The 26011-nt window shown below is 55.8% G+C and carries 21 protein-coding genes and 1 pseudogene; 14 read left to right on the forward strand and 8 right to left on the reverse strand.

Translation table 11 applies throughout. The features are described from left to right. Window positions 1–275: 275 nt before the first annotated feature. The 9 genes from pilB to pta all read left to right on the forward strand — a co-directional run bounded on the left by pilB (window position 276) and on the right by pta (window position 11539). Window positions 276–1952, forward strand: a complete 1677-nt coding sequence (gene pilB, locus H3L94_RS01480) for a type IV-A pilus assembly ATPase PilB (RefSeq protein ID WP_182122375.1) — start codon at window positions 276–278, stop codon at window positions 1950–1952. A gap of 32 nt (window positions 1953–1984) precedes the next feature. Continuing rightward, window positions 1985–3229 (forward strand): type II secretion system F family protein, encoded by a 1245-nt coding sequence (locus tag H3L94_RS01485; RefSeq protein WP_182122376.1) that lies wholly within the window; start codon window positions 1985–1987, stop codon window positions 3227–3229. Window positions 3230–3402: 173 nt separating this feature from the next. Next, window positions 3403–4257, forward strand: coding sequence for a prepilin peptidase (locus H3L94_RS01490; RefSeq protein WP_182122377.1), 855 nt, complete (start codon window positions 3403–3405; stop codon window positions 4255–4257). Further along, a complete protein-coding gene (gene coaE, locus H3L94_RS01495) occupies window positions 4258–4866 on the forward strand; it encodes a dephospho-CoA kinase (RefSeq protein ID WP_182122378.1) in 609 nt (202 codons plus the stop codon). Window positions 4867–4869: 3 nt separating this feature from the next. Then, the gene (gene zapD, locus H3L94_RS01500) at window positions 4870–5646 is read left to right on the forward strand and encodes a cell division protein ZapD (RefSeq protein ID WP_182122379.1); all 777 of its coding nucleotides are present in this window, start codon (window positions 4870–4872) and stop codon (window positions 5644–5646) included. Further along, window positions 5643–5864, forward strand: coding sequence for a DNA gyrase inhibitor YacG (gene yacG, locus H3L94_RS01505; RefSeq protein ID WP_182122380.1), 222 nt, complete (start codon window positions 5643–5645; stop codon window positions 5862–5864). The genes zapD and yacG overlap by 4 nt, the downstream gene beginning before the upstream one ends. Before the next feature lie 91 nt (window positions 5865–5955). Then, window positions 5956–7248, forward strand: coding sequence for a 23S rRNA (uracil(1939)-C(5))-methyltransferase RlmD (rlmD, locus tag H3L94_RS01510; RefSeq protein ID WP_182122381.1), 1293 nt, complete (start codon window positions 5956–5958; stop codon window positions 7246–7248). A gap of 253 nt (window positions 7249–7501) precedes the next feature. After that, window positions 7502–9235, forward strand: coding sequence for a potassium/proton antiporter (locus H3L94_RS01515; protein WP_182122382.1), 1734 nt, complete (start codon window positions 7502–7504; stop codon window positions 9233–9235). 225 nt (window positions 9236–9460) lie between these two features. Beyond that, window positions 9461–11539 carry a phosphate acetyltransferase gene (gene pta / locus H3L94_RS01520; protein WP_009118882.1) on the forward strand — a complete coding sequence of 693 codons (2079 nt, stop codon included), beginning with the start codon at window positions 9461–9463 and terminating at the stop codon, window positions 11537–11539. Between the two features lie 154 nt (window positions 11540–11693). Here the strand turns inward: pta and H3L94_RS01525 are convergent, their stop codons facing one another. Continuing rightward, window positions 11694–12845 carry an enoyl-CoA hydratase/isomerase family protein gene (locus H3L94_RS01525; RefSeq protein WP_182122383.1) on the reverse strand — a complete coding sequence of 384 codons (1152 nt, stop codon included), beginning with the start codon at window positions 12843–12845 and terminating at the stop codon, window positions 11694–11696. 38 nt (window positions 12846–12883) lie between these two features. Between H3L94_RS01525 and H3L94_RS12245 the strand changes: the two are divergent. Together H3L94_RS12245 and H3L94_RS01530 are read left to right on the forward strand one after the other, a co-directional pair. Continuing rightward, window positions 12884–13031, forward strand: a pseudogene (locus H3L94_RS12245) (ATP-dependent exonuclease); the annotation flags it as partial. Between the two features lie 223 nt (window positions 13032–13254). Next, window positions 13255–13893, forward strand: a complete 639-nt coding sequence (locus H3L94_RS01530; protein ID WP_182122384.1) for a YceI family protein — start codon at window positions 13255–13257, stop codon at window positions 13891–13893. 143 nt (window positions 13894–14036) lie between these two features. Here H3L94_RS01530 and H3L94_RS01535 read toward each other — a convergent pair whose 3' ends face one another. From H3L94_RS01535 to polA, 3 genes are all read right to left on the reverse strand, one after another. Next, window positions 14037–15308 (reverse strand): BaiN/RdsA family NAD(P)/FAD-dependent oxidoreductase, encoded by a 1272-nt coding sequence (locus H3L94_RS01535; protein WP_182122385.1) that lies wholly within the window; start codon window positions 15306–15308, stop codon window positions 14037–14039. Between the two features lie 717 nt (window positions 15309–16025). Then, the gene (locus H3L94_RS01540) at window positions 16026–16583 is read right to left on the reverse strand and encodes a hypothetical protein (protein ID WP_182122386.1); all 558 of its coding nucleotides are present in this window, start codon (window positions 16581–16583) and stop codon (window positions 16026–16028) included. A 72-nt stretch (window positions 16584–16655) separates the two neighbouring features. Further along, the gene (polA, locus tag H3L94_RS01545) at window positions 16656–19478 is read right to left on the reverse strand and encodes a DNA polymerase I (protein ID WP_182122387.1); all 2823 of its coding nucleotides are present in this window, start codon (window positions 19476–19478) and stop codon (window positions 16656–16658) included. A gap of 184 nt (window positions 19479–19662) precedes the next feature. On the opposite strand from polA, the gene H3L94_RS01550 reads away from it, so the two are divergent. Beyond that, window positions 19663–20382, forward strand: a complete 720-nt coding sequence (locus H3L94_RS01550) for an LOG family protein (RefSeq protein ID WP_244958794.1) — start codon at window positions 19663–19665, stop codon at window positions 20380–20382. A gap of 114 nt (window positions 20383–20496) precedes the next feature. Further along, a complete protein-coding gene (locus tag H3L94_RS01555) occupies window positions 20497–20655 on the forward strand; it encodes a DUF1328 domain-containing protein (RefSeq protein WP_009118889.1) in 159 nt (52 codons plus the stop codon). An 85-nt stretch (window positions 20656–20740) separates the two neighbouring features. On the opposite strand, the gene aceK is transcribed toward H3L94_RS01555, so the two are convergent. After that, window positions 20741–22513, reverse strand: a complete 1773-nt coding sequence (aceK, locus tag H3L94_RS01560) for a bifunctional isocitrate dehydrogenase kinase/phosphatase (protein WP_182122389.1) — start codon at window positions 22511–22513, stop codon at window positions 20741–20743. 160 nt (window positions 22514–22673) lie between these two features. Between aceK and grpE the strand changes: the two genes are divergently transcribed. After that, window positions 22674–23240 (forward strand): nucleotide exchange factor GrpE, encoded by a 567-nt coding sequence (grpE, locus tag H3L94_RS01565; protein WP_040660195.1) that lies wholly within the window; start codon window positions 22674–22676, stop codon window positions 23238–23240. A 313-nt stretch (window positions 23241–23553) separates the two neighbouring features. Here the strand turns inward: grpE and H3L94_RS01570 are convergent, their stop codons facing one another. The 3 genes from H3L94_RS01570 to H3L94_RS01580 form a co-directional block, all read right to left on the reverse strand. Beyond that, complete coding sequence (locus tag H3L94_RS01570) at window positions 23554–24387, reverse strand: CorC family transporter (RefSeq protein ID WP_182122390.1); 834 nt, start codon at window positions 24385–24387, stop codon at window positions 23554–23556. 17 nt (window positions 24388–24404) lie between these two features. Then, on the reverse strand, window positions 24405–24914 hold the full coding sequence (gene ybeY / locus H3L94_RS01575) for an rRNA maturation RNase YbeY (RefSeq protein WP_182122391.1): 510 nt from the start codon (window positions 24912–24914) through the stop codon (window positions 24405–24407). 104 nt (window positions 24915–25018) lie between these two features. Then, window positions 25019–25609 (reverse strand): LURP-one-related family protein, encoded by a 591-nt coding sequence (locus tag H3L94_RS01580; protein WP_182122392.1) that lies wholly within the window; start codon window positions 25607–25609, stop codon window positions 25019–25021. Between the last annotated feature and the right edge of the window lie 402 nt (window positions 25610–26011).

The following is a 26011-nucleotide window of genomic DNA, read 5'->3' on the forward strand; positions in this document are numbered from 1 at the left end:
CTGGCCGCCGTGAATCATGGCTAGCTGAAGCTTTCAGGTAGCTTGAAACCTTGCCGCAGGCGGGGTTTGCTCAAGGGCTCAAGCCCGTTGGACGCTGAGAGACTTGCTTGGAATGGGTTTGGTGAAGCGGCCAATGGATTTACAGATGCATTTTGATGTCCACTTACTTATAATCTTGCAAAAGCATTTCAATAAACGTAAAGGCCTGCCCGGATGCGCGGAGATTTTAGCCGTGTGAGCGGGCGGTTTTCTGGATTCTTTGTCGAGCCTATATCATGAGTGTCGGACTGCTGCGCATCTTGTTTCAAAATCACTTGCTTACTCAGGAACAGGCTGAAAAATACCGCGAAAAAGTAAACCAAAACAAAAACATTATTCCGATGCTGGCGGAGGCCGGCATCATCCGACAGCAGGAGTTGGCCGCTCTGCTGGCCAAACTGTTCAATTATCCGATGATGGATTTGTCGCATTATTCGCGTTCGCTGATGGTGCCGGATATCTTGGATGACGAGCAGATGGCGGAATACCGCTGCGTGCCGCTGTTTAAACGCGGGCGGCGGCTGTTTTTAGGCGTTTCCGATCCGACACTGTTGCAAACCTACCAAAAATTGGTTTTCCCCAGTGGCCTGATTGTGGACTTGGTCATTTTGAATGACGAGCAATTGGACAGCTTGCTGGAACTGGTGCGCCAAACCTCTACCGCCTTGTTGGAAGGTATTGCCGCAGAGCAGCAATTCAGTGGCGAGGGCGCCAAAAATATGCTGCTGGAGGACGAGGAAGAAGACGGCCCGATTGCCAAATTTATCCATAAAGTATTGGCCGATGCGCTCAACGGCGGTGCGTCGGACATTCATTTCGAGTTTTATGAGGAAATGGCGCGTATCCGTTTCCGTACCGACGGCCAGCTGCGCGAGGTGGTGCAGCCGCCGCTGAATATCCGCGGCCAAATCGCTTCGCGTATCAAAGTCATGGCCAAGCTCGATATTTCCGAAAAGCGGATCCCGCAAGACGGCCGTATTCAGATTCAGTTCAATAAAAATCAGCGGCCGATTGATTTCCGGGTCAATACCTTGCCCACCCTGTTTGGCGAAAAGATTGTGATGCGTATCCTGAATTCGGATGCGGCGACGCTGAACATCAACCAGCTGGGTTTTGAGCCATTCCAAAAAGAGCTGCTGCTTGAAGCCATCCACCGGCCTTACGGCATGGTGTTGGTTACCGGGCCGACGGGTTCGGGTAAAACTGTTTCGCTTTATACCTGCCTGAATATTTTGAATACCGAGAGCGTGAATATCTCCACGGCGGAAGATCCGGCGGAGATTAATCTGCCCGGCATCAACCAGGTAAACGTAAACGACAAACAAGGCATGACTTTTGCTGCTGCTTTGAAGGCGTTTCTGCGCCAAGACCCGGACATCATCATGGTGGGTGAGATTCGGGACTTGGAAACGGCCGATATTGCCATTAAAGCGGCCCAAACCGGCCACATGGTGTTTTCAACCCTGCATACCAATAATGCGCCGGCTACCTTATCCAGGATGTTGAACATGGGCGTGGCGCCGTTCAATATAGCCAGTTCAGTCAATCTGATTATGGCGCAGCGCTTGGTACGCCGTTTGTGTACCTGCAAGCAGCCAATTGAGCGCCCGCCTACGCCGGCTTTGTTGAAAGCCGGATTTACCGAAGAAGATTTGCAGGGTGATTGGCAGATGTACCGCCAAGTGGGTTGCGACCGCTGCAAAGGCAAAGGTTTCAAGGGTCGGGCCGGTGTGTATGAAATCATGCCGGTGAGCGAAGCCATGCAAAAAATCATCATGAATAACGGCACCGAAGTGGACATTGCCGAACAGGCTTACCGTGACGGTTTGGTTGATTTGCGACGTGCCGGCTTATTGAAGGTGATGCAGGGGGTGACCACTTTGGAGGAAATCCTCGCCAGCACCAACGATTAAATAATATATTGAAAAATTAAGGGAGTATTCTGATGGTTCTAAACAGGAAAACGTCTGTCAATCAAGCTGCAGCCAAACAAACCGGCAACCGTTTCGAATTTGAAGGCCGCAGTTTGGATACCGAGCAAATGGTACGCGGCGAAGTAGTGGCAAAAGATGAGAAAGAGGCGCGCGCCAAGCTGGCCCGCCGCCGCATCAAAGTCATCCACATTCATAAAAAGAAAAAAGTCCGCCAGAAGAAAATTACCCAAGCTGACATCACGGTGTTTACCCGCCAATTGGCCACCATGATGAAGGCCGGTTTGCCTTTGATGCAGGCATTCGATATTGTGGCCAAAGGACATTCCAACGCCTCGATGACCAAACTGCTGATGGAAATCCGCAGCGATATTGAGCAAGGTACCTCTATGGCCGATGCGTTCCGGAAACACCCGAAATACTTCGATTCGTTTTACTGCAACCTGGTAGAGGCCGGTGAGGCGGGCGGCGTGTTGGAAAATCTGCTGGATAAATTGGCTGTATACAAAGAGAAAACCCAAGCGATTAAAAAGAAAATCAAGAGTGCACTCACTTATCCGATTGCTGTAGTAGTGGTGGCCATTGTTTTGATCATCATCATGATGATGTTTGTTTTGCCGGAATTTAAGAAGGTATATGACGGCATGAATGCGGAAATGCCCGGACTGACCCAATTTATGATGGGGATTTCGGATTTCATGGTCGAATACGGTTGGTTGGTGATCATCGGCTTGATTGGTCTTGTCGCCGGCTTTGTTCAATGGCACAAACATTCGCCTGCCATGCAAAAGCGGGTGGATGCGCTGCTGTTGAAACTGCCGATTTTCGGCAATATTGTCGAAAAAGGTACCATTGCCCGCTGGGCGCGGACAACGGCAACTTTATTTACCGCCGGTGTGCCTTTGGTGGAGGCTTTGGACTCGGTTGCGGGCGCCTCGGGCAATATTATTTATGAAGAAGCGACCAAAGGCATTCGCAGTCAAGTCAATCAAGGCAGTTCTTTAACTTCGGCCATGAATGCAACCGATCTGTTTCCCAATATGGTGGTACAGATGACATCTATTGGGGAGGAATCGGGTGCTTTAGACGATATGCTGAACAAAGCGGCTGAATTCTACGAAGATGAGGTGGATATGGCGGTGGCCACGCTGTCATCGCTGATGGAGCCCATTATCATGGTGGTGTTGGGCAGCATTATTGGGGTGATTTTGGTGGCCATGTATCTGCCCTTGTTCAATTTGGGTAGTGTGGTCGGTTAATAAGCCGATTGGCCTTCGGATTTGTCCGGTTCTCAGCCGGACAAAAACTTTTTCTGGTCAAAGCCGGTTTTTTGCTGCTGAGCATTTGAAGATTTCATACCTCTGAATGAGATTGCTCAGTCGTATCATCATAAATAACGTATCATCATAAATAATAAGCAAATGAATCAATCATGAATTTTGAGGCTCAAGTTTCTATTGTTATGGCCGTTCTCTTGGGACTGTTGGTCGGCAGCTTCCTAAATGTGGTGATTTACCGGCTGCCGCTGATGTTGGAAAAACAGTGGCAGGTATTGGCCAAGCAGCATTTGGATTTACCCTTAACCGAAGAAGAGCTCCAGCCGTTTAATCTAATGTTTCCGCCCTCGCGCTGTCCAGAATGCGGCACCGGAGTTAAGCCTTGGCAGAATATTCCGTTGCTCAGTTACCTGCTGTTGCGCGGGCGTTGTCATCACTGCCGCATACCGATTGGCTGGCGTTATCCGGCGGTGGAGCTGCTGACCGGTGTGTTATTCGGTGTGGTGGCTTGGCGATACGGGGTAAGCGGCGTGACGCTGGGCGGTTTATTGTTGACCGCCATGTTGATTGCGATGACGTTTATCGATGCCGATACGCAGCTGTTACCCGACCAGTTGACCTTGCCTTTGATTTGGCTTGGATTGTTGTTTAACTGGCAATTCGGTTTTGTCAGCCTGCCGCAAGCCTTGCTGGGTGCGGTTTGCGGCTACATGAGCCTGTGGCTGCTGTTCCACCTGTTTAAACTGCTGACCGGCAAAGATGGCATGGGCTATGGCGACTTCAAGTTGTTGGCGGCCTTGGGCGCGTGGCTAGGGGTGGGCAGTTTGCCGGTGATTGTGTTTATGGCGGCTTTAGTCGGCCTGGTGGCGGCTTTGGTGATGAAAGCGGCCAAAGGCCAGCCGATTGCATTCGGTCCGGCATTGGCGATTGCAGGCTGGATTGTGTTTGTGGCCAATGATGTGGTGAAGCAAGGCATGGATTGGTGGCTGTCTAAGTCGGGATTTATTTGAATGGCTGTTTGGGTGGGTTTGAGCGGCGGCATCGGCAGCGGAAAGTCTTCCGCTGCCCGTTTGTTTTCGGAGCGGCACGGAGTGCCTGTGATTGATGCGGATGCGATTGCCCGTTCTTTGACGGCGGATCAGGGCGCTGCCCTGCCGGCGATTCGCGCGGCTTTTGGTGACGAGTTGTTTGACGTTTCAGGTAGCCTGTTGCGCCAACATTTGCGCGATAAGGTGTTTGCTGACCCCACAGCGCGCGGCGTGCTGGAAAGCATTCTGCATCCGCTGATTCAGCGGGAAATTGAGGCACAACAAGCACGCTGGCAGGATGAAGTCTATGGGGTGGTCGAAATTCCCTTGCTGGCCGAGCAGCCCCAATTCCGAGATTTGATAGACAGGGTGCTGATCATCGACTGCCCGGAAAGTCTGCAAATCCGGCGTGTGGCCGAACGCAGCGGCTTGAGCCATGATATGATTCGGCAAATTCTGTCTGCCCAAGCCACCAGAGCGCAGCGCTTGGCATTGGCAGACGATGTAATCGAAAACAGCGGGCCGCCGGCGGCGCTGGCGGCCGCAGTCGCTGAGCAGCATGCCCGTTACCGGCAATTATTCGGTGGATAAGCTATGTCAGTCGTCATTACTTTTGAGCATCCTTTGTCTGAGCGTGTACGCAATTTTCTGCGAATCGAACATTTGTTTCTGCGCTTTTATGCTTCTTTGGACAACCGGGAGCCGTGGGCGCACCATGCCGCGCTCACGGCTTTGTTTGAAATCATGGACTGTGCCGCCCGTGCCGAATTGAAGTTGGACATTTTGCAAGAGTTGGAGCGCCAACGCCAGCACTTGGCGGAGGAAGAGCAGGGTGAGGAGCCGGCGCATGAGCAGGCAGTCCTGCTGCAGGCGGCGCAAAACCTGCAGGAAGTGCATCAAAAATTCGGCCAGCATTTGCGCGAGAACGAATGGCTGATGTCGATTAAGCAACGGATTCCCGTTTCCGGCGGCACCACGCCGTTTGACCTGCCGTCTTACCACTATTGGCTGCAGCAGCCCTATGAAAAGCGGCTGGCCGACCTGAACGGTTGGATCCGTTCGCTGACGCCCACAGGCGAGGCCATCCAATTATTGTTGGGTATTCTGCGCCACAACAGCCACAACAGCGATTGTGATGCCGTCAGCGGCAGTTTTCAAAGCAAACGCCTGCCGCCGAATATCCAGATGTTGTCGATTGAGGTGGGGCAGGATTACGGGGCTTTGCCCGAAGTGTCTGCCAATAAATATTTCACCCATATCCGTTTTATCCAGGCCTCGCAGCACAGCCCGCGCGGCGAGCAGTTGGCTGGTAACGTGGCCTTCCGTCTCAAAATGTGCAGTTTCGACCCGCTGCCGGATGCCTTGCCGTGAGTACGCCACCCACCGTGTCTTGCCCCACCTGCCGCCGGCCGGTGGTTTGGTCGGCAGAGGCATCTCCCTACCGTCCTTTTTGCAGCCGCCGCTGCCGCCTGATCGATTTGGGCGCATGGGCGGACGAGAGTCGGCGGATTCCCAGCACGGAGCCGGATTCAGCCGACGGCTCGGCCGATATTCTCGCTTGGGACGACAGCGATCGGCAGGTGTTCTGACGGGCTGTATCTGGCCTGACCATTAAACATCGATGCCATCTATCTACCACCGCCCTCGGGCTACCTGAAACCACATTCCTGTTTTTGTTTTATGAATATCGCCACCATTCAAGGCATTGATCATGAAGGGCGGGGCATTGCGCGTGTTGACGGCAAAGCGGTTTTTATCGAAGGCGCCCTGCCGCAGGAAACCGTGTCTTACCGGCTCACACGTAGCAAAAAGCATTTCGACGAAGCCGAAATGCTGGCCGTCCTGCAGCCTTCCCCGCACCGCATTTCCCCGCGCTGCCGGCATTACCGCACTTGCGGCGGCTGCTCTTGGCAGCATGTGCGCAGCGACGTTCAGGTAGCCTATAAGCAGCGGATTTTGGAAGAACAGCTGCAACGGCTGGCGAACATTCAGCCGCAACAGTATTTGCCCGCCATTTACGGCCGCAGCTGGGGCTACCGTCAGCGGGCGCGGCTCAGTGTGGCCCATCCGGCAGGCGGCAAAGCGGTTTTCGGTTTCCAAAGCCGCCACAGTCACCGCATTGTGGACATACAGGAGTGCCCCGTGTTGTCGCCGCCGTTGGCCGAGCAATTGGCTAGCGTGCGCTGTTTGCTGAATGAAGTGGCCGGGGCCGATATCGGCGCCGTCGAACTGCATCAGGGCGAAGAAGCTTGCGCACTCACCCTGCACGGCCGACGCTTTCCCCCACCTGTGCTGGCTGTGCTGCGGAAACAGGCGGCCGCTTGGAGCCGCCAAGGTTGGCAGCTTTATCTGCAAACCGGCCGGCAAGCGGAGCCGCTGCTGCCGGCCGAAGCGGGCCTGTTTTACCGCTTGCCCGAATATGGCTTGACCCTGCCTTACCGCCCGGGTGATTTCACCCAAATCAATGCCGACACCAATGCCCTGATGGTGCGCCGGGCGCTGGCTTTGTTGGCACCTCAGGCCGGCGAGCGCATTGCCGACCTGTTTTGCGGATTGGGCAATTTCAGCCTGCCGATTGCCGCCTGCGGTGCCGAAACCGTGGGCATGGAGGGCGCGGCAGCGTTAACCGAGCGGGCCGAAGCCAATGCCCGCCTAAACGGCCTGGCGGGGCGCACCCGTTTCATCCACACCGATTTGTTCGACACCACTCCGCAGACAGTGGCCGAATGGGGGCGTTTCGACAAAATGCTGCTCGATCCGCCGCGCAGCGGCGCGTATGCCGTGGTGCAGGCGCTACATACGCCTTATCTGCCGAAGCGGATTGTGTATGTATCGTGCAATCCCGCTACGTTTGCCCGCGATGCGGCGGTATTGGTGCAGAAGGGCTACCGCTTCCGCAGCGCCGGCATCATCAATCTGTTTGCGCAAACCGCACATGTGGAAACGGTCGCTTGTTTTGATTGGGGCGAATAATCGGATCGCCGTATGACAACGGGGCAGACAAAGCGGCTGCCCCGTTTGCCTTGTGGTGCTTTCAGGTAGCCTGAGTCCGGTATGGGCCGGATGCGTGCAAAGTTCTGCAAAAATGCGGCGCGACATTTTGCCCGGACGGGCAGGCGCATTGATTGCGCGGATAGGCGTGTTAAACTCGCCGCATTTTCATTTGAGGCCTGTTCCTAATAAATGGCAGGCCGCCTGTTTCTTTTCATTCCTGCCGAGCAATTGTATGCAACAAATGAACATCCTGTTTTTGGTGATGGCCGCCCTGCTGTTTGTGAGCGTGGTGGCCACGCGTATGTCTGCGCGGATGGGAATGCCTTTGTTGTTGGTGTTTCTCGGGGTCGGCATGCTGGCGGGCGAAGACGGCATCGGCGGCATCCGCTTTGACAGCTATGCCGGTTCGGCCATGGTCGGCCAGCTGGCTTTGGCGATTATTCTGCTTGACGGCGGCTTGCGCACGCGGGTGGAAACGTTCCGCATTGCGGCCAAGCCGGCGGCGGTATTGGCCAGCTGGGGCGTGGTCGGCAGCGTGATTTTGCTGGGCTTGTTTGCCACTTTTTATCTGGATGTCGATTGGAAATTGGGCTTTTTGATGGCGGCGATCGTCGGCTCCACCGACGCCGCGGCGGTGTTTTCCCTGTTGCGCAACAGCGGGGTGCGCCTCAATTCCCGCGTGTCGGCCACCTTGGAGCTGGAAAGCGGTTTGAACGACCCGATGGCGATTTTGCTGGTAAGCGCCTTTATCAGCCTGATTTTACAGCCGGAACAGTTTGGCTTGTCCGATATGCTGCTGTTGTTGGTCAAACAGCTGGGCTTGGGTGTGCTGTTGGGTTGGGCGGCAGGCAAGTTATTGGCCGTCTTGTTGAGTCGCATCCGTTTGGCCGAGGGGCTGTATTCGCTGATGATCGCCTCCGGCGGCCTGATGCTGTTCGCGCTCACCAATATCGCCGGCGGCAGCGGATTTCTGGCGGTCTATTTGGCGGGCGTGCTGATCGGCAATGCGCGCAACAATGCCACCGAACACGTGCTGAATGTGATGGACGGTTTGGCTTGGCTGGCGCAGGCGGCCTTGTTTTTGGTGCTCGGTTTATTGGTGGCCCCCAGCCGTCTGTTGGAGCAGGGAATGCATGCGCTGGTGATTGCGGCGGTGCTGATTTTTATCGCCCGGCCGCTGGTGGTGTGGTCGTCGCTGAAATGGTTCCATTATTCGCGGCGGGAAATCGCCTACATCAGTTGGGTGGGCCTGCGCGGTGCGGTGCCGATTACTTTGGCCATCATGCCCTTAATGATGGGGGTGCCCAATTCCTTGCTGTTGTTTGACGTGGCGTTTGCGGTGGTGATCTTGTCGCTGCTGATTCAGGGCACGACCATTCCGGCGGTGGCCCGTTGGCTGAAAGTGGTGATCCCGGCCGCGCCCGAGCCTTTGGCCACCCGCGAAATCTGGCTGGGCAAAACGTTGTCGGTGTTGATGCAATCGTTCCGCGTGCAGGGCGGATCGGATGCGGAAAACAGCCATCCTTATGTGATGACGCGCGACAGCCGCTTCGCCGACGGCCGTTTTTTCTCCTTGGTGCGCAACGGGCAAACCGTTCCGGTGGGCATGAATACGCGGATGCAGGCTGATGATGTGGTGTGGTATGTGCTGCCGGAGGACAAGGGCGAAGAATTTGCCGGCCAGTTTGAAGGCATGAATGCCGACGAGCAGAATTTCTACGGTGAATTTGTGGTGCGCCCCGATGTGAAAGTGGGCGAGTTGGCGCATGCCTACGGCTTGGCCGCCGATCCCGAGGAAGCCGATTTGCAGCTGATGACGCTGTTCCGCCGCCGTTTCGGCGACGTGCCGGTGGCCGGGGACCGCATTCATGTGGGCGGAATTCAGATCACGGTAAAAGAATTGGACGAGCGCAGCTACATCAAGTGGCTGGGCTTGAAAATCCCGCGCCCGGGCCGGCAGGAGTGAGTGCGGCGGCTGGCAAACTCGGGCTACCTGAAAACCGGAAACGGCAGCCTTGCCGTTTTTTTATTGCGGTGCAACAATAAGCCCCTTAGATGATGGGCGTTCAGGTAGCCTGTCGCACCGTCCCGTGTGTTGCCCCGCGGCGGAAAGTAGGGTTTTCCGCCCTTCCGCTATTGATGCGGATAACTGATTGACTGATTTTATTGTTCACAGAAAGTGTAAACCATTATGCCGAATTTTTTGTTGGAGCCGATCGGCACCAAAGCAGGTCTGACCAGCATCACGCTAGGTGTGGTGCGTGCGCTGCAACGCAGCGGCCGCCGCGCCGTGTATTACAAACCGGTGGCGCACACGCCGGTGGCGCCGGGCGAAACCGAGCCGGTGATGACCTTTGCTGAAAAGCTGTTTCACCTCACGCCGCCGCGCCCGTTCCCTCTGGCCAAGGTGGAGGAAATGGTGGGCGCCGGCCGAAGCGACGATTTGATCGAGCTGGTGGTGTCCGATTTCAGCAAAGCGGCGGCGGTCGAGCATGATGTGGCCGTGATCGAAGGCGTGGTGCCCGACAGCGAGCGCAATTTCCTGGCCCGCAAAAACGGTGAAATCGCCGCCGCCGTCAATGCGCAAATCATTTTGGTGGCCTCCGTTCAGGACGCCGCGCCCGAGCAAGTGGCCGATCAAATCAGCTTGGCGGCCCGCGAATACCAAGACAGCCGCACCGAGGTGGTGGGCTTCATCCTGAATAAATTTACCGGCACCGACGCAGCAGCCTTTGCACAGTCGGTCAGTGAGCGGGTGCGCGGGCAGCTGCCCTGCATGGGCGTGGTGCCGTTTGCGCCGGAAAAGTCCGCCCGCCGCATGCTCGACATCGCCCGCTACCTGAACACCCGCACCGTCTTGGGCGAAGAGTATTTGGACAGCCGGGTGAAAGAAATCGTGGTGGCCGGCCAAAGCGCCACCCATATGCACGACCGCTTCAAGCCCGGTGCCCTGATTATTGCCCCGGGCGACCGTGAAGACGTGATGATGGCGGCGGCGCTGAAAAGCTTGAGCGGCGTGCCGCTGGCCGGCATGCTGCTGACTTGCGATTCGCTGCCTTCCCTGCCGCTGCAAGACATTCTGCGCCCGGCGCTGATGAACAAGCTGCCGATTTTGCTTACCGAGCGCGATACTTACAGCACCGCCTATGCGCTGTCGCACCAAGACGCCCACATCCCTGCCGACGATGTGGAACGCATGGAAACCGTGGTCGATTTCGTGGCCGAAAACCTCGACATCGAATTGCTTTGCCGCAACATCGGCCAACCGCGCCAATTGCTGATGTCCCCGCCGGCCTTCCGTTTCCGCATGATGGAGCAGGCGCGTTTGGCCAACAAGCGCATTGTGCTGCCGGAAGGCAGCGAGCCGCGCACCGTGGAAGCGGCCGCCATCTGCCAAACCAAGGGCATCGCCCGCTGCGTGCTGCTGGCCAAGCCGCAGGAGGTATTGGACGTGGCGAAAACCAAAGGCATCGAGCTGCCCGAGGATTTGGAAATCATCGACCCGGAAAGCATCCGCGATCAATACATCGAGCCTTTGGTGGCCCTGCGCAAACACAAGGGTTTAACCCACGGCTTGGCGGCCCAAGCTTTGGAAGACACCGTGGTATTGGGCACCATGATGTTGCAGCAGGGGGATGTGGACGGCTTGGTGTCCGGCGCCATTCACACCACCGCCAACACCATCCGCCCGGCCCTGCAATTGATCAAAACCGCGCCCGGCGCCAGTCTGGTGTCCAGCGTGTTCTTCATGCTGATGCCCGATCAGGTGCTGGTGTACGGCGACTGCGCAGTGAATCCCGAGCCCACGGCCGAAGAGTTGGCCGATATTGCGATTCAGTCCGCCGATTCGGCCAAAGCCTTCGGCATCGAGCCGAAAGTGGCGATGATTTCCTATTCCACCGGCTCGTCCGGCAGTGGCGCGGAAGTGGAAAAAGTGAAGGCCGCCACTGTGCTGGCGCAGCAGAAACGCCCGGATTTGTTGATTGACGGCCCCCTGCAATACGATGCCGCCAGCGTGCCCAGCGTCGGCCGCCAAAAAGCGCCCGACAGCAAGGTGGCCGGACAGGCCAATGTGTTTGTGTTCCCCGACCTGAACACCGGCAACACCACCTATAAAGCGGTGCAGCGCAGCGCCAATGTGTTGAGCGTGGGCCCCATGCTGCAGGGTTTGCGCAAACCGGTTAATGATTTGTCGCGCGGTGCTTTGGTGGACGACATTGTGTACACGATTGCGATTACCGCCATCCAATCGGTGCACATGGCGGAGTAAGCCGCCTTTTTCCGTAACATGCTGCCAGGCCCGGGCACTGGCAGCCGAAACACAAAAACCGCCGTTGAAAAACGGCGGTTTGGTGTTTGGGGGCTACCTGAACCGTTTGGTTGGGGAGAACCCGTTTTGTTTTTCAGGTAGCCGCTTGCCCGGTTTACGCGCCCTGATTGCTGGGCGAGGAAATCGGGTTGCCGGCTTGGAACCAGTGGCCGAAAGGATGTTCGCCGGGGGCAAAGGGGTTGATGAAATGGCTGTCGATGTAGGCTGCGCTGACCTCGGCCAGGGTGCGGCTCCAGTTCGGGCTGCGGTCTTTGTCGATCAGGAGGGCGCGCACGCCTTCGCGAAAATCGCCGTTGTTGCAGCAATGCATGGCCACGATCAGTTCCATGTGCAGGGCGCCGGCCAGCGACATATTGCGCACGCGCTCGTAAATGCGCCAGGTAAGCGCGGCGGTGACCGGGCAGCCGTTGCGGTAGGTGTCGGCGGCCTGAGTCAGCCAAGGGTCGGCGAATTCGGTGTGGCGCAGCACGGCATCGACGGCGTGGATGTCGCCGGCGTTGAGGATGTTGTGCACGGCTTCCAAATTGGGCAGCAGTTGGCTTTCAGGTAGCCTGTTCGGCTGATGCAGGCGGTTGAGGGTGGCGTTGAGGATGTGGTGGTTGTCGGAGATGCCGGCCCAGGGGGCGTGGTGCAGGGCATCAAGGAGCTGCGGCCAGCCGTCGGCAGGCATGGCGTAGTCGGCCAGATTGGCGAGCATGGCGTCGCGGCCGTTGAAGCGCATGCCGGTGAGGCCGAAGAAAAGGCCGGATTTGGCCGGCATGCGCTGCAGGAACCAGGAACCGCCGGCATCGGGGAAGAGGCCGATGGAGATTTCTGGCATGGCCATCAGCGTGGTTTCGGTCACGATGCGGTGGCTGGCGGCGGCGTTCAGCCCCATGCCGCCGCCCATCACGATGCCGCTGCTCCAGGTGAGGATGGGCTTGGGGTAGGTGTGCATCTGGTAGCAGAGGCCGTATTCTTCGCGGAAGAAGGTGAGCACGTCGGGGTTGGGAAAGGCGGGTTCGGCGCTGATGACGTGGTAGAGGTTGCGGATGTCGCCGCCGGCGCAGAAGGCTTTGTCGCCTGCGCCGCGAACCAGCACCATGACCACGTCGTCGTTTTCGGCCCAGCGGCTGAGGGCGGGCGAAATGATGCGGATCATTTCGGTGCTTTGTGCGTTGAGGGTTTTTTCGCTGTTGAGCGTGATGAGGCCGATTTGGCGGCCGTTGGCGGTGGGCAGCAGTTCGGTCAGCACGGGGGCGGTCATGGTGTCTCCTGAGTGGTGGGGTGGCGGGGGCGGCCGTTGTGGGCTACCTGAAAAATTGGCTTCAACGGCGCAGGCTGAGACCTTTGCAAAACCTCCATCTGCGGCGCATTTCTGCGTTATGCGCTGCTCGCTGCGCTGCTACGCCTTGAACTGCATCCACATCTGGGGGTTTTGCAAAGGTCTCAGGCGGATTATAGCTTAAGCGGTTTTTACTTTTGCCGGCTGTTTAGGTGGGAAACCGCAGTAAAAGCGGAAAATAGGCAGAATATTTTTCTAGAAAACAGAAATTTGGGAAAAAGTTTTATAAAAATTGTCAGAATCGTGTTTGCGCTGCGTCTGAAGGGTAAACCGAAACGGCGGCGGAGCGCCGCTTTCCCTATCTCCAAACTTCAGAAGAAAGGCTGACAATATGAACAAAATCCTGATTGCCCTCACCACCGCATTTGCCCTGACTGCCTGCGCCCCCGGCGGCAACGAAAACGCCCAAGCCGCCCAGCAAGTGCCGCAGGAAGCCGCCGTGTGGTCGGCCGCCAACAGCCAAATCCGCTTTTTGAGCAGCAAAGTGAACCAGGAAAAAGGCAGCATCACCGAGCAATCCGAGTTCACCACTTCCGCCGCCCGTTTGGAAAAAGACGGCCGCTTCAATATGACCGTGGATTTGGCCAGCGTGAAAACCAATATCGATATCCGCGACCAACGCCTGAAAGACTGGGTGTTTGAAGTGGTGCAGTTTCCCGAGGCGAAAATCAGCGGCCAGCTGGATGCCCAAGCGGTGAACAAACTGGCGCTGGGCGAAAGCCTGAAACTGAAACAGCCGCTGGCTTTGGAGATTCACGGCCAGAAACTGGACATCGAAGCCGATTTGCTGGTGCAGCGCAATGCGGCCGACAGCATCAGCGTGGCCACCTTGTCGCCCGTGTTGCTGGACGTGAAACAGATGGACATGGTGAAAGGCGTCGGCCAGCTGGTGGAAGTGATGGGCTTGTCTTCGATTGTGGAACAGATTCCGGTGAGCTTCAGCGGCGAATTCAAACGCCAAGGCGAATAAAGCGGCACGGGGCGGCTGCCGCTCCGATACAGCTGTGATCTCAAAACAGGCTACCTGAAAACCGGCGGCGCGCATTTGGGCGCGGCGACAGGTTTTCAGGTAGCCTTTTATGTGTCAAACCAACGGCAAGGCGCGGCCATAATTTATGCGTCTGAACCGCCTTCTGCGCCGATATGCGCCGCCGCACACACCGCCGAGGCCCACGCCCATTGGAAGTTGTAGCCGCCCAGCCAGCCGGTAACGTCCATCACCTCACCGATAAAATACAAGCCGGCGCACAGCTTGCTCTGCATGGTTTTCGGGTCGATCTCGCGCACGTCCACCCCGCCGCGGGTGGCCTCCGCTTTTTTGTGGCCGTCTGAGCCGCTGGGCAGCAACGTCCAACGGTTCAGGCTTTGCCCCAAGGCCTGCAGGCGGGCGTTGGGCACATCGGCCCATTTCTGCTTCGCCAAAGATGCCCATTCCGCCTGCGCCAGCCAGAAATCCAGCAGCCGCTCCGGCAGCGCGGGGCAGAGTTGTTTGAGCGCAGTATTGAGCTGGATTTTCTGCCCCTGCTTGCCCGCGCACAGGGCGGCGGCCACATCGGTATCCGGCGCCAAATCGATCACAATCGGCTGGCCCGCCTGCCAATAGCTGGAAATCTGCAAAATCGCCGGCCCGCTCAAGCCTTTGTGGCGGAACAGCAAATCTTCCTCAAACACCGCCGCCTGCCTGCCTTCGCCCGTACTGATGCGCACCGGCAGCGACAAGCCCGAGAGCGCATCCAAACCCTGCTGCGCCCAATGCTCGAAGCGCAGCGGCACCAGCGCCGCTTCCGGCGGCACGATGCGGTGGCCGAACTGCTTGGCCAGCTCGTAGCCAAACGGCGTGGCACCGATGGCCGGCACCGCCAAACCGCCGGTGGCCACCACCAAATGCCGGCAGCGGAACACGCCGCGGCTGCCGGCTATTTCAAAGCGCGCCGGCGCATCCTCTGCCGCCAGCGCACGCACCGATGCCACCGTGCAGCCCGTGTACCACGCCACCCCGCCGCGTGCGCATTCGGCCTGCAGCATGGCAATGATTTCCTGTGCGCTGCCGTCGCAAAACAACTGTCCCTTGTGCTTTTCGTGATAGGCAATGCCGTGGGCCGCCACCAAGGAGGCAAAATCCTGCGCCGTATAGCGCGACAGGGCATGGCGCACAAAACGCGGCTGCTGCGACACATAATAAAGCGAGGCATCGTGGCCGTTGAGCTGCGTATTGGTGAAATTGCAGCGCCCGCCGCCGGAAATACGGATTTTCTCGCCGATTTTCTGCGCATGATCCACCAGCGCCACCGCCCGCCCGCGCTGCCCGATACGCGCCGCACACATCATCCCCGCCGCACCGGCACCGATGATGAGGGTATGGAAGTAAAGAAGGGAGGGGTTCATAATGGGCTTTCGGGAGGGTGGAAAAAGGGTTTCAGGTAGCCTTTGGCGGCTACCTGAAAAGATTGTTGCTTAGCAGTAGTAAACCCAACGAAAACTGTTGAATTTCAGATAATGTTGGGTCAAGACCCAACCTACGGCCTCCCTCCCCCGTGGGGGAGGGCCGGGGAGAGGGCTTGCTTGAGTGACGGTAACTTTGAATCAATACTGCCAACGTTTGCTTTTTGGATTTAATGCTTTTCAGGCAGCCTTTTGGGGGACTTTCCATGCCAGTCTGAAAAACCTTGCCGCTATTTCCCAAACCCTACAAGCCTTGCGGCTTGTTGCCCTCTCCCTAACCCTCCCCCACGGGGGAGGGAACTGGGTGGTTGCCGGGTTTGCGGCGGCAGCGTAGCGGTTTGGGGTACGTCTGTGGTTAAGCCAAGTTACGGCTTGTGTTTCATTATTTTCAAAAAGCTGGGCTTGCCACTGTCTGCATTTTTCATCCGCTGAGCGCGTTGTCTTTTCAGGCCATGAAAGTAGGTCGGGCATTCATGCCCGACAAATTCACAAAATATCCGTGATGTCGGGCATGAATGCCCGACCTACGATTCTTGGCTAGGCGGTACGCCGTAACCCAACAAAGTGGTTCAGCATTCTAAACTTCACCGTTTTCAGACGGCCTTGGCTTGAAACTCCGACATTTTTGTTGGGTTACGCCTGCGGCTAACCCAACGTTTGCTATTCCAGCCTTGATTCAGATATTAAGTCTGAAAATGTCTCTGGATTACGGCGCAAGAGCTCAAGTTGCATTTCTAGTTGTAATTTTTGTAATTCTGGGTTTGGTGGTAGTTTAGTTAAAATTATTTGTTGAACAAGTGATGTCAAAGGTTCACCAATTGCCTTTTTAAAATTGAAACCTAACAGTTGAAGTATAGTCAACGTTTCCTTAGATACCAAAGGCGATAAAATATTTCTCATATTACTTAATTCTTGATTAGATTGACCGCTAGCTGTCATAAACTCGTACAGCTTGGGAATCAAGCTTTCTGTAATATAGTTTAATTCGGTTTCACTAATTTTTTGTGCTGATATTTCTTGTTGGTAAGCCTGAGCAATTTGCATTAGCTCATTTTTATCTGAAATCAAATCCTGAATGATTTCTTCTAATTCATTAATTGTTTCCTTGTCATCTTTTTTTGTTTTTATTGCTTTTATTTTTGTTGAAATTGTGGATGCTGAATTTTTAGCTAAAGCTTCAGTAAGACGAACTCCTAGTTCAATTATTTGTTGTTCCATAAATCATATCCTTATGAGTTTAATAAAAAGAGTAGCAAATTATTTGTTAATTAATTTGCATTTTAATATCAATCAATGCGCCTCTTCCCAGTTCTCCCCCGCGCCCACTTCGGCTACCAGCGGCACATTTAATTGGCCCTCTGCCACGCCGGCCATGATTTCAGGTAGCCTTTGCTTCACCAAATCCAATTCCGACTCAATCACTTCCAACACCAATTCGTCGTGTACCTGCATAATCAGTTTGCTTTTCAGGCCGTCTGCGACCGAAGGAAGTCCCTGCGGGGAAATCAGCCAATCGGAAACGGCGATCATGGCGCGTTTGATTAAATCGGAGGCGGTGCCTTGCATGGGGGCGTTGATGGCGGCGCGTTCGGCTCCGGCGCGGGCGTTGGCGTTTTTGTTGTGGATGTCGGGTAGGTAGAGGCGGCGGCCGAACAGGGTTTCTACGTAGCCTTGGGCGGCGGCCTGTTCTTTGGTGCGCTGCATGTAGTCGGCCACGCCGGGGTAGCGGGCGAAGTAGCGGTCGATGAAGTTTTTGGCGGAAAGGTTGTCGATGCCCAGCGATTTGGCGAGGCCGTATTGGCCCATGCCGTAGATGAGGCCGAAGTTGATGGTTTTGGCGTAGCGGCGCTGTTCGCTGCTGACGTTTTCTTGTGCGACGCCGAACACTTCGGCGGCGGTGCGGCGGTGGATGTCTTCGCCGTTTTTAAAGGCTTCGATCAGGGTTTTGTCGCCGCTCAAATGCGCCATGATACGCAACTCGATTTGGGAATAGTCGGCGGACACAATCACGCTGCCTGCGGGGGCGGTAAAGGCGCGGCGGACGCGGCGGCCTTCTTCGGTGCGGATGGGGATGTTTTGCAGGTTGGGGTTGTTGCTGGCCAGCCGCCCGGTGATGGCGACGGCTTGGGCGTAAGTGGTGTGCACGCGGCCGGTGTGCGGGTTGATCATCTCGGGCAGTTTGTCGGTGTAGGTGGACTTGAGTTTGGCCAAGCCGCGGTTTTGTAAGATGATTTTTGGCAGCGGGTAGTCGAGCGCGAGCTGTTCGAGCACGGCTTCGTTGGTGGAAATGCCGCCGGACGCGGTTTTTTTCAGCCCTTTGGTGGGAATGCCCATTTTGTCGAACAGGATTTCTTGCAGTTGTTTGGGCGAGTTGAGGTTAAAGGGCTGGCCTGCGGCTTGGTAAGCCTGCTGCTCCAGCGCCAGCAGTTGGGTGCCGAGTTCGTGGCTTTGTTGGGCGAGTTCGTTTTTGTCGATGAGTACGCCGTTGCGCTCCATTTCAAACAGTACTTGGGCCACGGGCAGCTCCATGTTTTGATACATTTCCAGCTGTTTTTCATCCATTTGTGCTTTCAGATGGCCTTCGATACGCAGGGCGAAATCGGCATCTTGGGCGGCGTATTCGGTGGCTTGTTCGAGGCTGACATCGGCAAACGAAATCTGCTTCGCGCCTTTGCCGCACAGGGATTCGTAGGTGATGGTGGGCAGGCCGAGCCAGCGTTGGGAAAGCTCGTCGAGGCCGTGCCCCAAGTGGCTTTCGATAATGTAGGAAGCGAGCATGGCATCGCCGGCAATGCCGTTCAGGGCAATGCCGTAGTTGGCGAAAATGTGTTGGTCGTATTTGAGGTTTTGGCCGATTTTTTTGAGTTCCGCATTCTCCAAATGGGGTTTCAGACGGCCTAATACGTCTTGCAAATCAAGCTGTTCGGGCGCGGCGGTGGGTGTGTTGCCGAGCGGGATATACACGGCTTCGCCTGCTTTGAAAGCAATGCTGATGCCGACGAGCTGCGCTTCCATCGGGTTGAGGCTGGTGGTTTCGGTGTCGATGCCGATGGTGTCGGCTTGCGACAATTTGCTCAACAGGGCGGCGAATTGGCTTTCGGTGGTAACGGCTTGATAATCCAGCGTTTCAGGGGTTTGGGCTTTTTCAGGTAGCCTTTCGGAATGTTCAGACGGCCTCTCTGCGGCTAAAGCGGCTTGTTCGCCGATATGCGCCGCGCCGAACAAATCGCCGTTGCCTTCGTGCATGCGCTCTTCGGCTTCTTTCAGCCAAGTGCGGAAGTTGAGGCGTTTGAATTCCACCGCCAGTTGCGACCATTTCGGCGTGGTGCGGCGCAGGCTTTCGAGGCCGTCTGAAAGATCGCCGTGTAAGTCCACATCGGTTTTGATGGTAACGAGTTGGTAAGAAAGGGGCAGTTGCGGCAGCGCGGCTTGCAGGTTTTCGCCGACTTTACCTTTGATTTCAGACGCATTGTCCATCACGTTTTGCAGCGTGCCGTATTGGTCCAGCCATTTCACGGCGGTTTTGGGGCCGCACTTGTCCACGCCCGGCACGTTGTCCACTTTGTCGCCGATTAAGGTCAGATAATCAATGATTTGGTCGGGGCGAACGCCGAATTTGTTTTTCACGCCTTCGATGTCGAGCTTTTCGTTGCTCATGGTGTTGACGAGGGTAACGTGCTCGGACACCAGCTGCGCCATGTCTTTGTCGCCGGTGGAAATCACCACGTTCCAGCCCGCTGCTTCGCCTTGTTTGGCCAACGTGCCGATCACGTCGTCGGCTTCCACATCCGGCACAATCAACACCGGCCAGCCCATCAGCCGCACCAGTTCGGGCAGCATTTCGGCTTGCGGGCGCAGTTCGTCGGGCATCGGCGGGCGCGTGGCTTTGTAGTCGGGATACATTTTGTGGCGGAAGTTTTCGCCTTTGGCATCAAACACCACCGCGCAATAGTCGTGCACATAATCGGCACGCAGGCGGCGCAGCATGTTGAGTACGCCGTACAGCGCGCCGGTGGGCGTGCCGTCGGGCGCGGTAAGCGGTGCCATGGCGTGAAACGCGCGGTAGAGATAGGAAGAACCGTCGACAAGGAGGAGGGTGGGGGTGAGGGACATATCGGAAATCCTGAAGTGGGGTTTCAGGTAGCCTGAAATAGGATGAAGCTACCCGAATAATCGCTTAGGCGCATATTGTACGGGAAAAGGTTTCAGGCTACCTGAAAACAGAAAAGCATTGCCGAGGCTGGGCCGCCTCTTTATGATGCCGCCCGTGATCAATGATTCGACGAGAGTAGGCGAGATGTGGCTTGAAAATCAGTTGGCCGATTGCGAACCGGCAAAAGAAACTTCGCGGCCGGTGGTGTGCCGTCAGGATACTTTGAGCGCGGCGGAGTTGGCGGCGGAATTTGTGGCGGCCGACGAGGTGCTCAGCGGCATCCGGCCGGCGGTGAGCATTTACGGCAGCGCCCGCACGCCGGCGGACGATCCGCTGTATGCCTTATGCGAGGGGCTGGCGCGCCGTTTGTCGGATGCCGGCTTTGCGGTGCTCTCCGGTGGCGGGCCGGGCATTATGGAAGCGGCGAACAAAGGCGCATTCGGGGGCAGAAGCCAAACGGTGGGCCTGAATATCGTGTTGCCGCACGAGCAGAAGCCGAACGACTATCAGGACGTATCGGTGTGCTTTGATTCCTTGCTTTCGCGCAAGGCAATGTTTATCAAGCACTCTCTGGCTTGGGTGGTGTTGCCCGGCGGTTTCGGCACCTTGGACGAGCTGTTTGAAACGCTGACTTTGGTGCAAACCGGCAAAACGCCGTTTCGGCCTTTGATTTTGATGGGTTCCGGTTTCTGGGGCGGCTTGGTGGATTGGCTGCGCGCCCAATTGTTGGAGCGGGCCTATGTTTCGGCGGCGGATATGGATTTGATTCGGGTGTGCGATTGCCCGGATGAGGTGGTGCAGTCGATTAGTGCGTATTACCGGCGCTACCAAGAGACCTGCTCGGGTTGTGGTGACGGAATTTGAATTAATTTATAAAAAATAATCATTCAATTGAATTTGCCAATAGTGATACCCTGTGTTATATTGCATCCAGCTATCAAAGCTTAATTTTTAATTGATTAAATTGAAAGGAATGCGATGCTGCATTATTCGATTGTCTTTTTCGTGATTGCCATTATTGCGGCGGTTTTGGGTTTTGGCGGCATTGCCGGCAGTGCTGCGGGTATTGCCAAAATTCTGTTCATCGCCTTTTTGGTTTTATCGGTGTTGTCGTTTATCTTTGGCCGAAAACGCTGATTCGGCAGGGTAAATGCCAATACGCCCTTCTATAACCAAGCCGTCCGGTGTCTGCCGGACGGCTTAGTTTTTTCAGGTAGCCTGCTTACACGTCGGTTAAATCCACGGCACCGCTTTGCAGTTCGTCGGGATGGAAGCGCACGGATTGCGGATAGGGGTAGAAATCTTCCAAGATGCCTTGTTGCAGGCGTTCTTTTTTCTGCTGCCAGAATTCGGGCGTGAGCAAATCGCGGTGGTGTTCGAGGAATACCTTGCGCACGTCGGGTTCGCCGAGCAGGAAGGGGCCGAACTCTTCGGGGAAGACGTCGCCTTTGTTCACCGGATACCATACCTCGCCCGACATTTCGTATTCGGGATTGGGGGCGGGGGGAATGGCGCGGAAGTTGCAGTCGGTCATGTATTCGATTTCGTCATAATCGTAGAAGATGACGCGCTTGAAACGGGTCATGCCGAAGTTTTTGTAGAGCATGTCGCCGGGGAAGATGTTGGCCGAAGCCAGCTCTTTGAGCGCGTAGCCGTAGTCGATGACGGCGGCGGCTTTTTCCTGCGGCGAAGCGGTCTGCATAAACAGGTTGAGCGGTTGCAGGCGGTATTCGATGTAGAGGTGTTTGACAATGAACAAATCGTCGGTTTCTTCGATTTGCGAAGGGGCGAGGGTGCGCAATTCGTCGATCAGCTCTTGGTCGCAACGGTGTTTGGGCAGGGCAACGTTGACGAATTCCAGCGTGTCGGCCATGCGGCCGACGCGGTCGTGTTTTTTGACCAGCAGGTATTTCTGGCGTACGTATTCGCGGTCGAAGTCCTTGTTCGGGCCGAAGGTGTCTTTGATGACTTTAAACACATAAGGGAAGGAGGGCAGGGTAAACACGCTCATCACCAAGCCTTTGATGCCGGGGGCGAGGATGAATTTGTCGTCGGAGTATTCCAGATGCTGGGCGAATTCGCGGTAGAAAATGTTCTTTCCCTGTTTGCCCAAACCCAGCAGAGTGTAGAGATCGCCTTTGCTGCGCATGGGCAGCATGGATTGCAGAAACTGCACATAACCGGCCGGCACGGGCATATCCACCAGAAAATAAGCGCGGGCGAAGGAGAACAGCACCGAAATTTGGGCGGCGTCAAACAGCGCGGCATCCACAATCAGCTTGCCTTTGGCATCGTGCACAATGGCCAGGGCGAAGGGATAACGCTCGTTGCCGCTGATGATTTGGCCGAAAATATAGGCGCTTTTGTTGCGGTAGAAGGCGGAGTTGAGCACCTGCAAATGCAGGTTGAGATCTTGCGGCGGCCATTCGGCGCCGAAGTGGCGCTTGGCGGCGCGCAGAATGTCGGCGATGTCGCGCGCCTGATGGGCGAAGGGTGTGCGCCAACGGAAATGGTTGAGAATGTGCTTCAAGCAGCCGCGCAGCCCTTCTTCTTTGGGGTAAAAAGATTGAAAAGTGCGCGGCTCGGAGTCGATGTATTCGGTGGAAATGGCCGGTTTGACGAAGATAAACTGGTTGTTGTAATACTCTTTATCGAGAATTTTGGTGGAGACGGAGTTGAAAAAGGTTTCGGCCAATTCCGGCTGTTTGTGGTTGACCAAAAGCGCGATATAGTCTTTTTTTGCTTGCGCCCATACGTCGTCGTTGAGCGCATTGGCGGCCAGTTCGCGGCGCAACACTTCCACGCTTTCGCGCACGCGGTCGTCGTACATGCGGATGCGGTCGGCCACCAGCTGCTGGATGCCGTACCAGTTGCCCTCTTCAAACAGGGTTTTGGCGCCGCTGCTGGCGTTGCGGAACATGGAGTAGTGTTTGTTGAAACCGGCCAGAATGGTGGCGGCAATCGATTGGGCCTGTTCTTCGTATAAACGCGGCATGGGGGTTCTCCGTTGTCTGTATTTTTTATGTGGCGGCTACCTTAAACACTTTTTTTGTGCACCGCAATCATCCGCTTGAAAAAAAGCGGGCCAGCCCCATGTTTGGCCGCATTGTCCAATGCCACCGAGCATCTTCAGAATCTTCAGAAAAGGAATAGCCATGAGCCAAGAAGAACACAAACAGCCTGAAAACGAAGCGCTTGAAGCCGAAGCGGTACAGGATGTTGCTGCTGAAACGGCGGAAGCGGAAACCCCGGAAACCGTGGAGAGCCTGACCCTGAAGGTCGAAGATTTGGAGGCACAGCTGGCGGACATCGGCAAATACCATCAGGCCGATCTGCAAAACCTGCACCGCCGCCATCAGGAAGAGTTACAGGCGGCGCATAAATTCGCTTCGAAAAAATTCGCCGAAGAGCTGTTGAAGGTGAAGGATTATTTGGAAATGGCGCTGTTGGATCAGAGCGGCAATTTCGAGGCTTTGAAGATGGGGGTGGAAATGACCCTCACCGAGCTGAAACGTGCTTTCGAACAGGCGCAGATTCAGGAGATTGTGCCGCAGCCCGGCGATAAACTGGACCCGCACCGCCATCAGGCGTTCCAAACCGTGGAAAGCGAGCAGGAGCCGAATACGGTGGTGGCTGTGATGCAGAAGGGCTACACCCTGCATGACCGCGTTTTGCGGCCGGCCACGGTGTCGGTGGCCAAAGCCAAAGAAGCGGCGGAGTAAAGCATACTGCTTCTACGCTTGCCGCTTGGGTTGGTCGCGCGGCATGCTTCGCTTTCAGGTAGCCTGCGACCTGTGCACCCCCCCCCATCTGCGGCGCATTTCTGCGTTGCCGCTGCTCGCTCACTTGCCTATCTATGTGATATGTCTATGCTCGCTGCGCTGCTACGCCTTGATCTGCATCCACATCTGGGGTTTTGCAAAGCTCTCGGCTGTTGATGGCATGCCGTTCTGTGATCCACAGGATTTCAAATAATTAAAGGCCAATCAGGCTACCTGAACAGTTTCAGGTAGCCTGATTGTTATTGGAACAAAGTTATTCGGCCTTTACGCGCACGGCCATTAGGGTGTGCAGCCGGCGGTGGTCGGCTCGTGCCACGGTAAACTGCAGCGGGCCGAGGGTGACTTTTTCACCGCGAACGGGCAGGTGGCCCAGTTCTTGAATCACCAAGCCGCCGATGGTGTCCACTTCCTCGTTGCTGTAGCGGGTGCTGAAAAATTCGTTGATGTCTTCGATTTCGGTGACCGCTTTGATGCGCCAGCGTTCTTCGGATACGGCGAAAATATTGTCGGCATCGTCGTCTTCGTCAAATTCGTCTTCGATGTCGCCCAAGATTTGTTCGATGATGTCTTCGAAGGTCACCAGACCGCTGATGCCGCCGTATTCGTCCACCACTACCGCCATGTGGTTGCGCTGTTCGCGGAACTCTTTCAGCAGGGTGTTGAGAGATTTGCCCTCGGGTACGAACACCGCCGGGCGCAAGGTGTTTTCAATTTTAAAATGTTCGGGATTGAGGGTGTGCTTGAGCAGGTCTTTGGCGTGCAGGATACCGAGCACATTGTCTTTGTCGTTGGCAATCACTGGGAAGCGGGAATGGGCGGTTTCGCCTACATAGGCGATGATGCGCTCCAGACTGTCGCCGGCTTTGACCACGTCCATTTGCGAGCGGGTCATCATCACGTCGCGCACTTCCAGTTCGCTGAAATCCAGCACTTTTTCCAGTCGCTGCAGGGTGTCGGCATCGAATACCTGCTGGTTGTGCGCCTGTCTGAGCAGGGCCATCACGTCTTCGGGAGAGTCGGGGGTGTCGCCGCTGAGGCGGCTGATGAGGCGTTCGAAAAAATTGGGTTTCGACTGGCTGTCGTCCATATGCTGTGCGTGTCCGGTTAATAAGGGTTGGGGTATCCTAACTGATTTAACAAACGGATTTCAAGTGCTTCCATGGCTTCGGCTTCGGCGGCGTCGATGTGGTCGTAACCCATCAGGTGCAGTACGCCGTGTATGGTAAGGTGGGCGAAATGGGCGGCGAGGGGTTTGCCTTGTTCCTCGGCTTCGCGCGCCACCACTTGCGGGCAGATGATGAGGTCGCCGTATAGGGTGTCTGAGTTGCTGCGGTTTGCAGGAGTAAGCCATTCTTGTTCGGCGGCTTCGAAACTCAATACATTGGTCGCGTAGTCTTTGCCGCGGTAGTCGCGGTTGTAGCGGCGGGCGTCTGCTTCATCCAGCAGCACCAGGCTGATGTCGGCGCGGCGGTGGTGTTGTTTGATGGCCTGCCATGCCCACAGGCGGAATTGTTTTTCGTCGGGCAGTTGGGCGAAGCTGCTGTGGTTGGCCAGATTGAGGAGAAAGCGGGATTGCAGGATGGTTAAAAAGGGATAGCGTTTGGCGGTTTTCATGGCTTGGGGTGGTTTCAGGTAGCCTGTTTGTGGTTTGTATTGGGAGGTGGTGGAAATGTTTTCAGGTAGCCCATGAAGGCTACCTGAAAAGGCAGGCGGCAGGGTTAGCCGTCGCTGCGTTCCAGCAGCATCAGCATCATGGTGGAGAGGGTAACCAATTCGTCATGCGGGGCTTGACTGCGTTTTTCCAGGCTGAAACGTCTTTCCATAAAGGAAGGCGTTTTTTTCAGCAGATACGCTTCTTGCCCTTCGGCATCGGTAATGCTGTAACTGGGGTTGAGGAAATAGCCGGTCAGCCAGCCCAACACCGGAACTTCGCCTACTAAGCCGTCGGCCACGGCGATCCAAGGGTTGGTTTCGCGGATGTCGTACAAAAACTGGCCTTGGGCATCGTAAACCTGATAATGGGTGCGCCACAGCGAGCGCATGCCCTTGCGGCGCACGGAACCGAGCAATTGGCCGCTCTCGTCGGTAATGCGGTAGTTGGCGTTGAAATCGAGCAGGCGGTCGGCATTGATCTGATAAAGACGCTGTTTTCGCGAAGCGTTTTGGAAAATTTCCACGCCCTCTTTCAGCTTGAAAATCTTCTGGCGGGTGTAGGCTACCTCCTGCCCGCGGGCGTCGAAAACGCTGAAGTCGTTGGAAGGAGTGAGGATTTTAAATTTGAAATCCAAGGGAAATTGTAGGTTTTGCACGGCGCAGCCTCCTGTATATTGAATGGCTCAAGTGGGTCATCAAAAATATGCCGGAATATAGCAATCTGTGCCGGATAAGTATAGGCGCAAGTGTGGGGAGACGGTTTTTGAAAGGCTACCTGAATGTTTCTCGCTGCAGAAACCGGCGCATTTATTTTCAGGTAGCCTGTTTGTTTCGGTGTTTGGATGTTTGAGGCCCTGACAAAATTTCCTTTTTATTCATGGTAGTGTTGTATTGGGTGGGATTTTTTTGTGATTTGTGGTTGACTGTGTTTGGCTGGGGGCGTATAGTTCGCCTTCTTCGCTGCTTCGGCAGCAAAAATTTTGCTCTTTAACAGTACAGATTACCGATAAGTGTGAGTGCATTGAGCCTCACACTGCGACAAAAACAGACAAGATGTA

The organism is Neisseria shayeganii (assembly GCF_014054965.1).
Lineage (GTDB): Bacteria > Pseudomonadota > Gammaproteobacteria > Burkholderiales > Neisseriaceae > Eikenella > Eikenella shayeganii.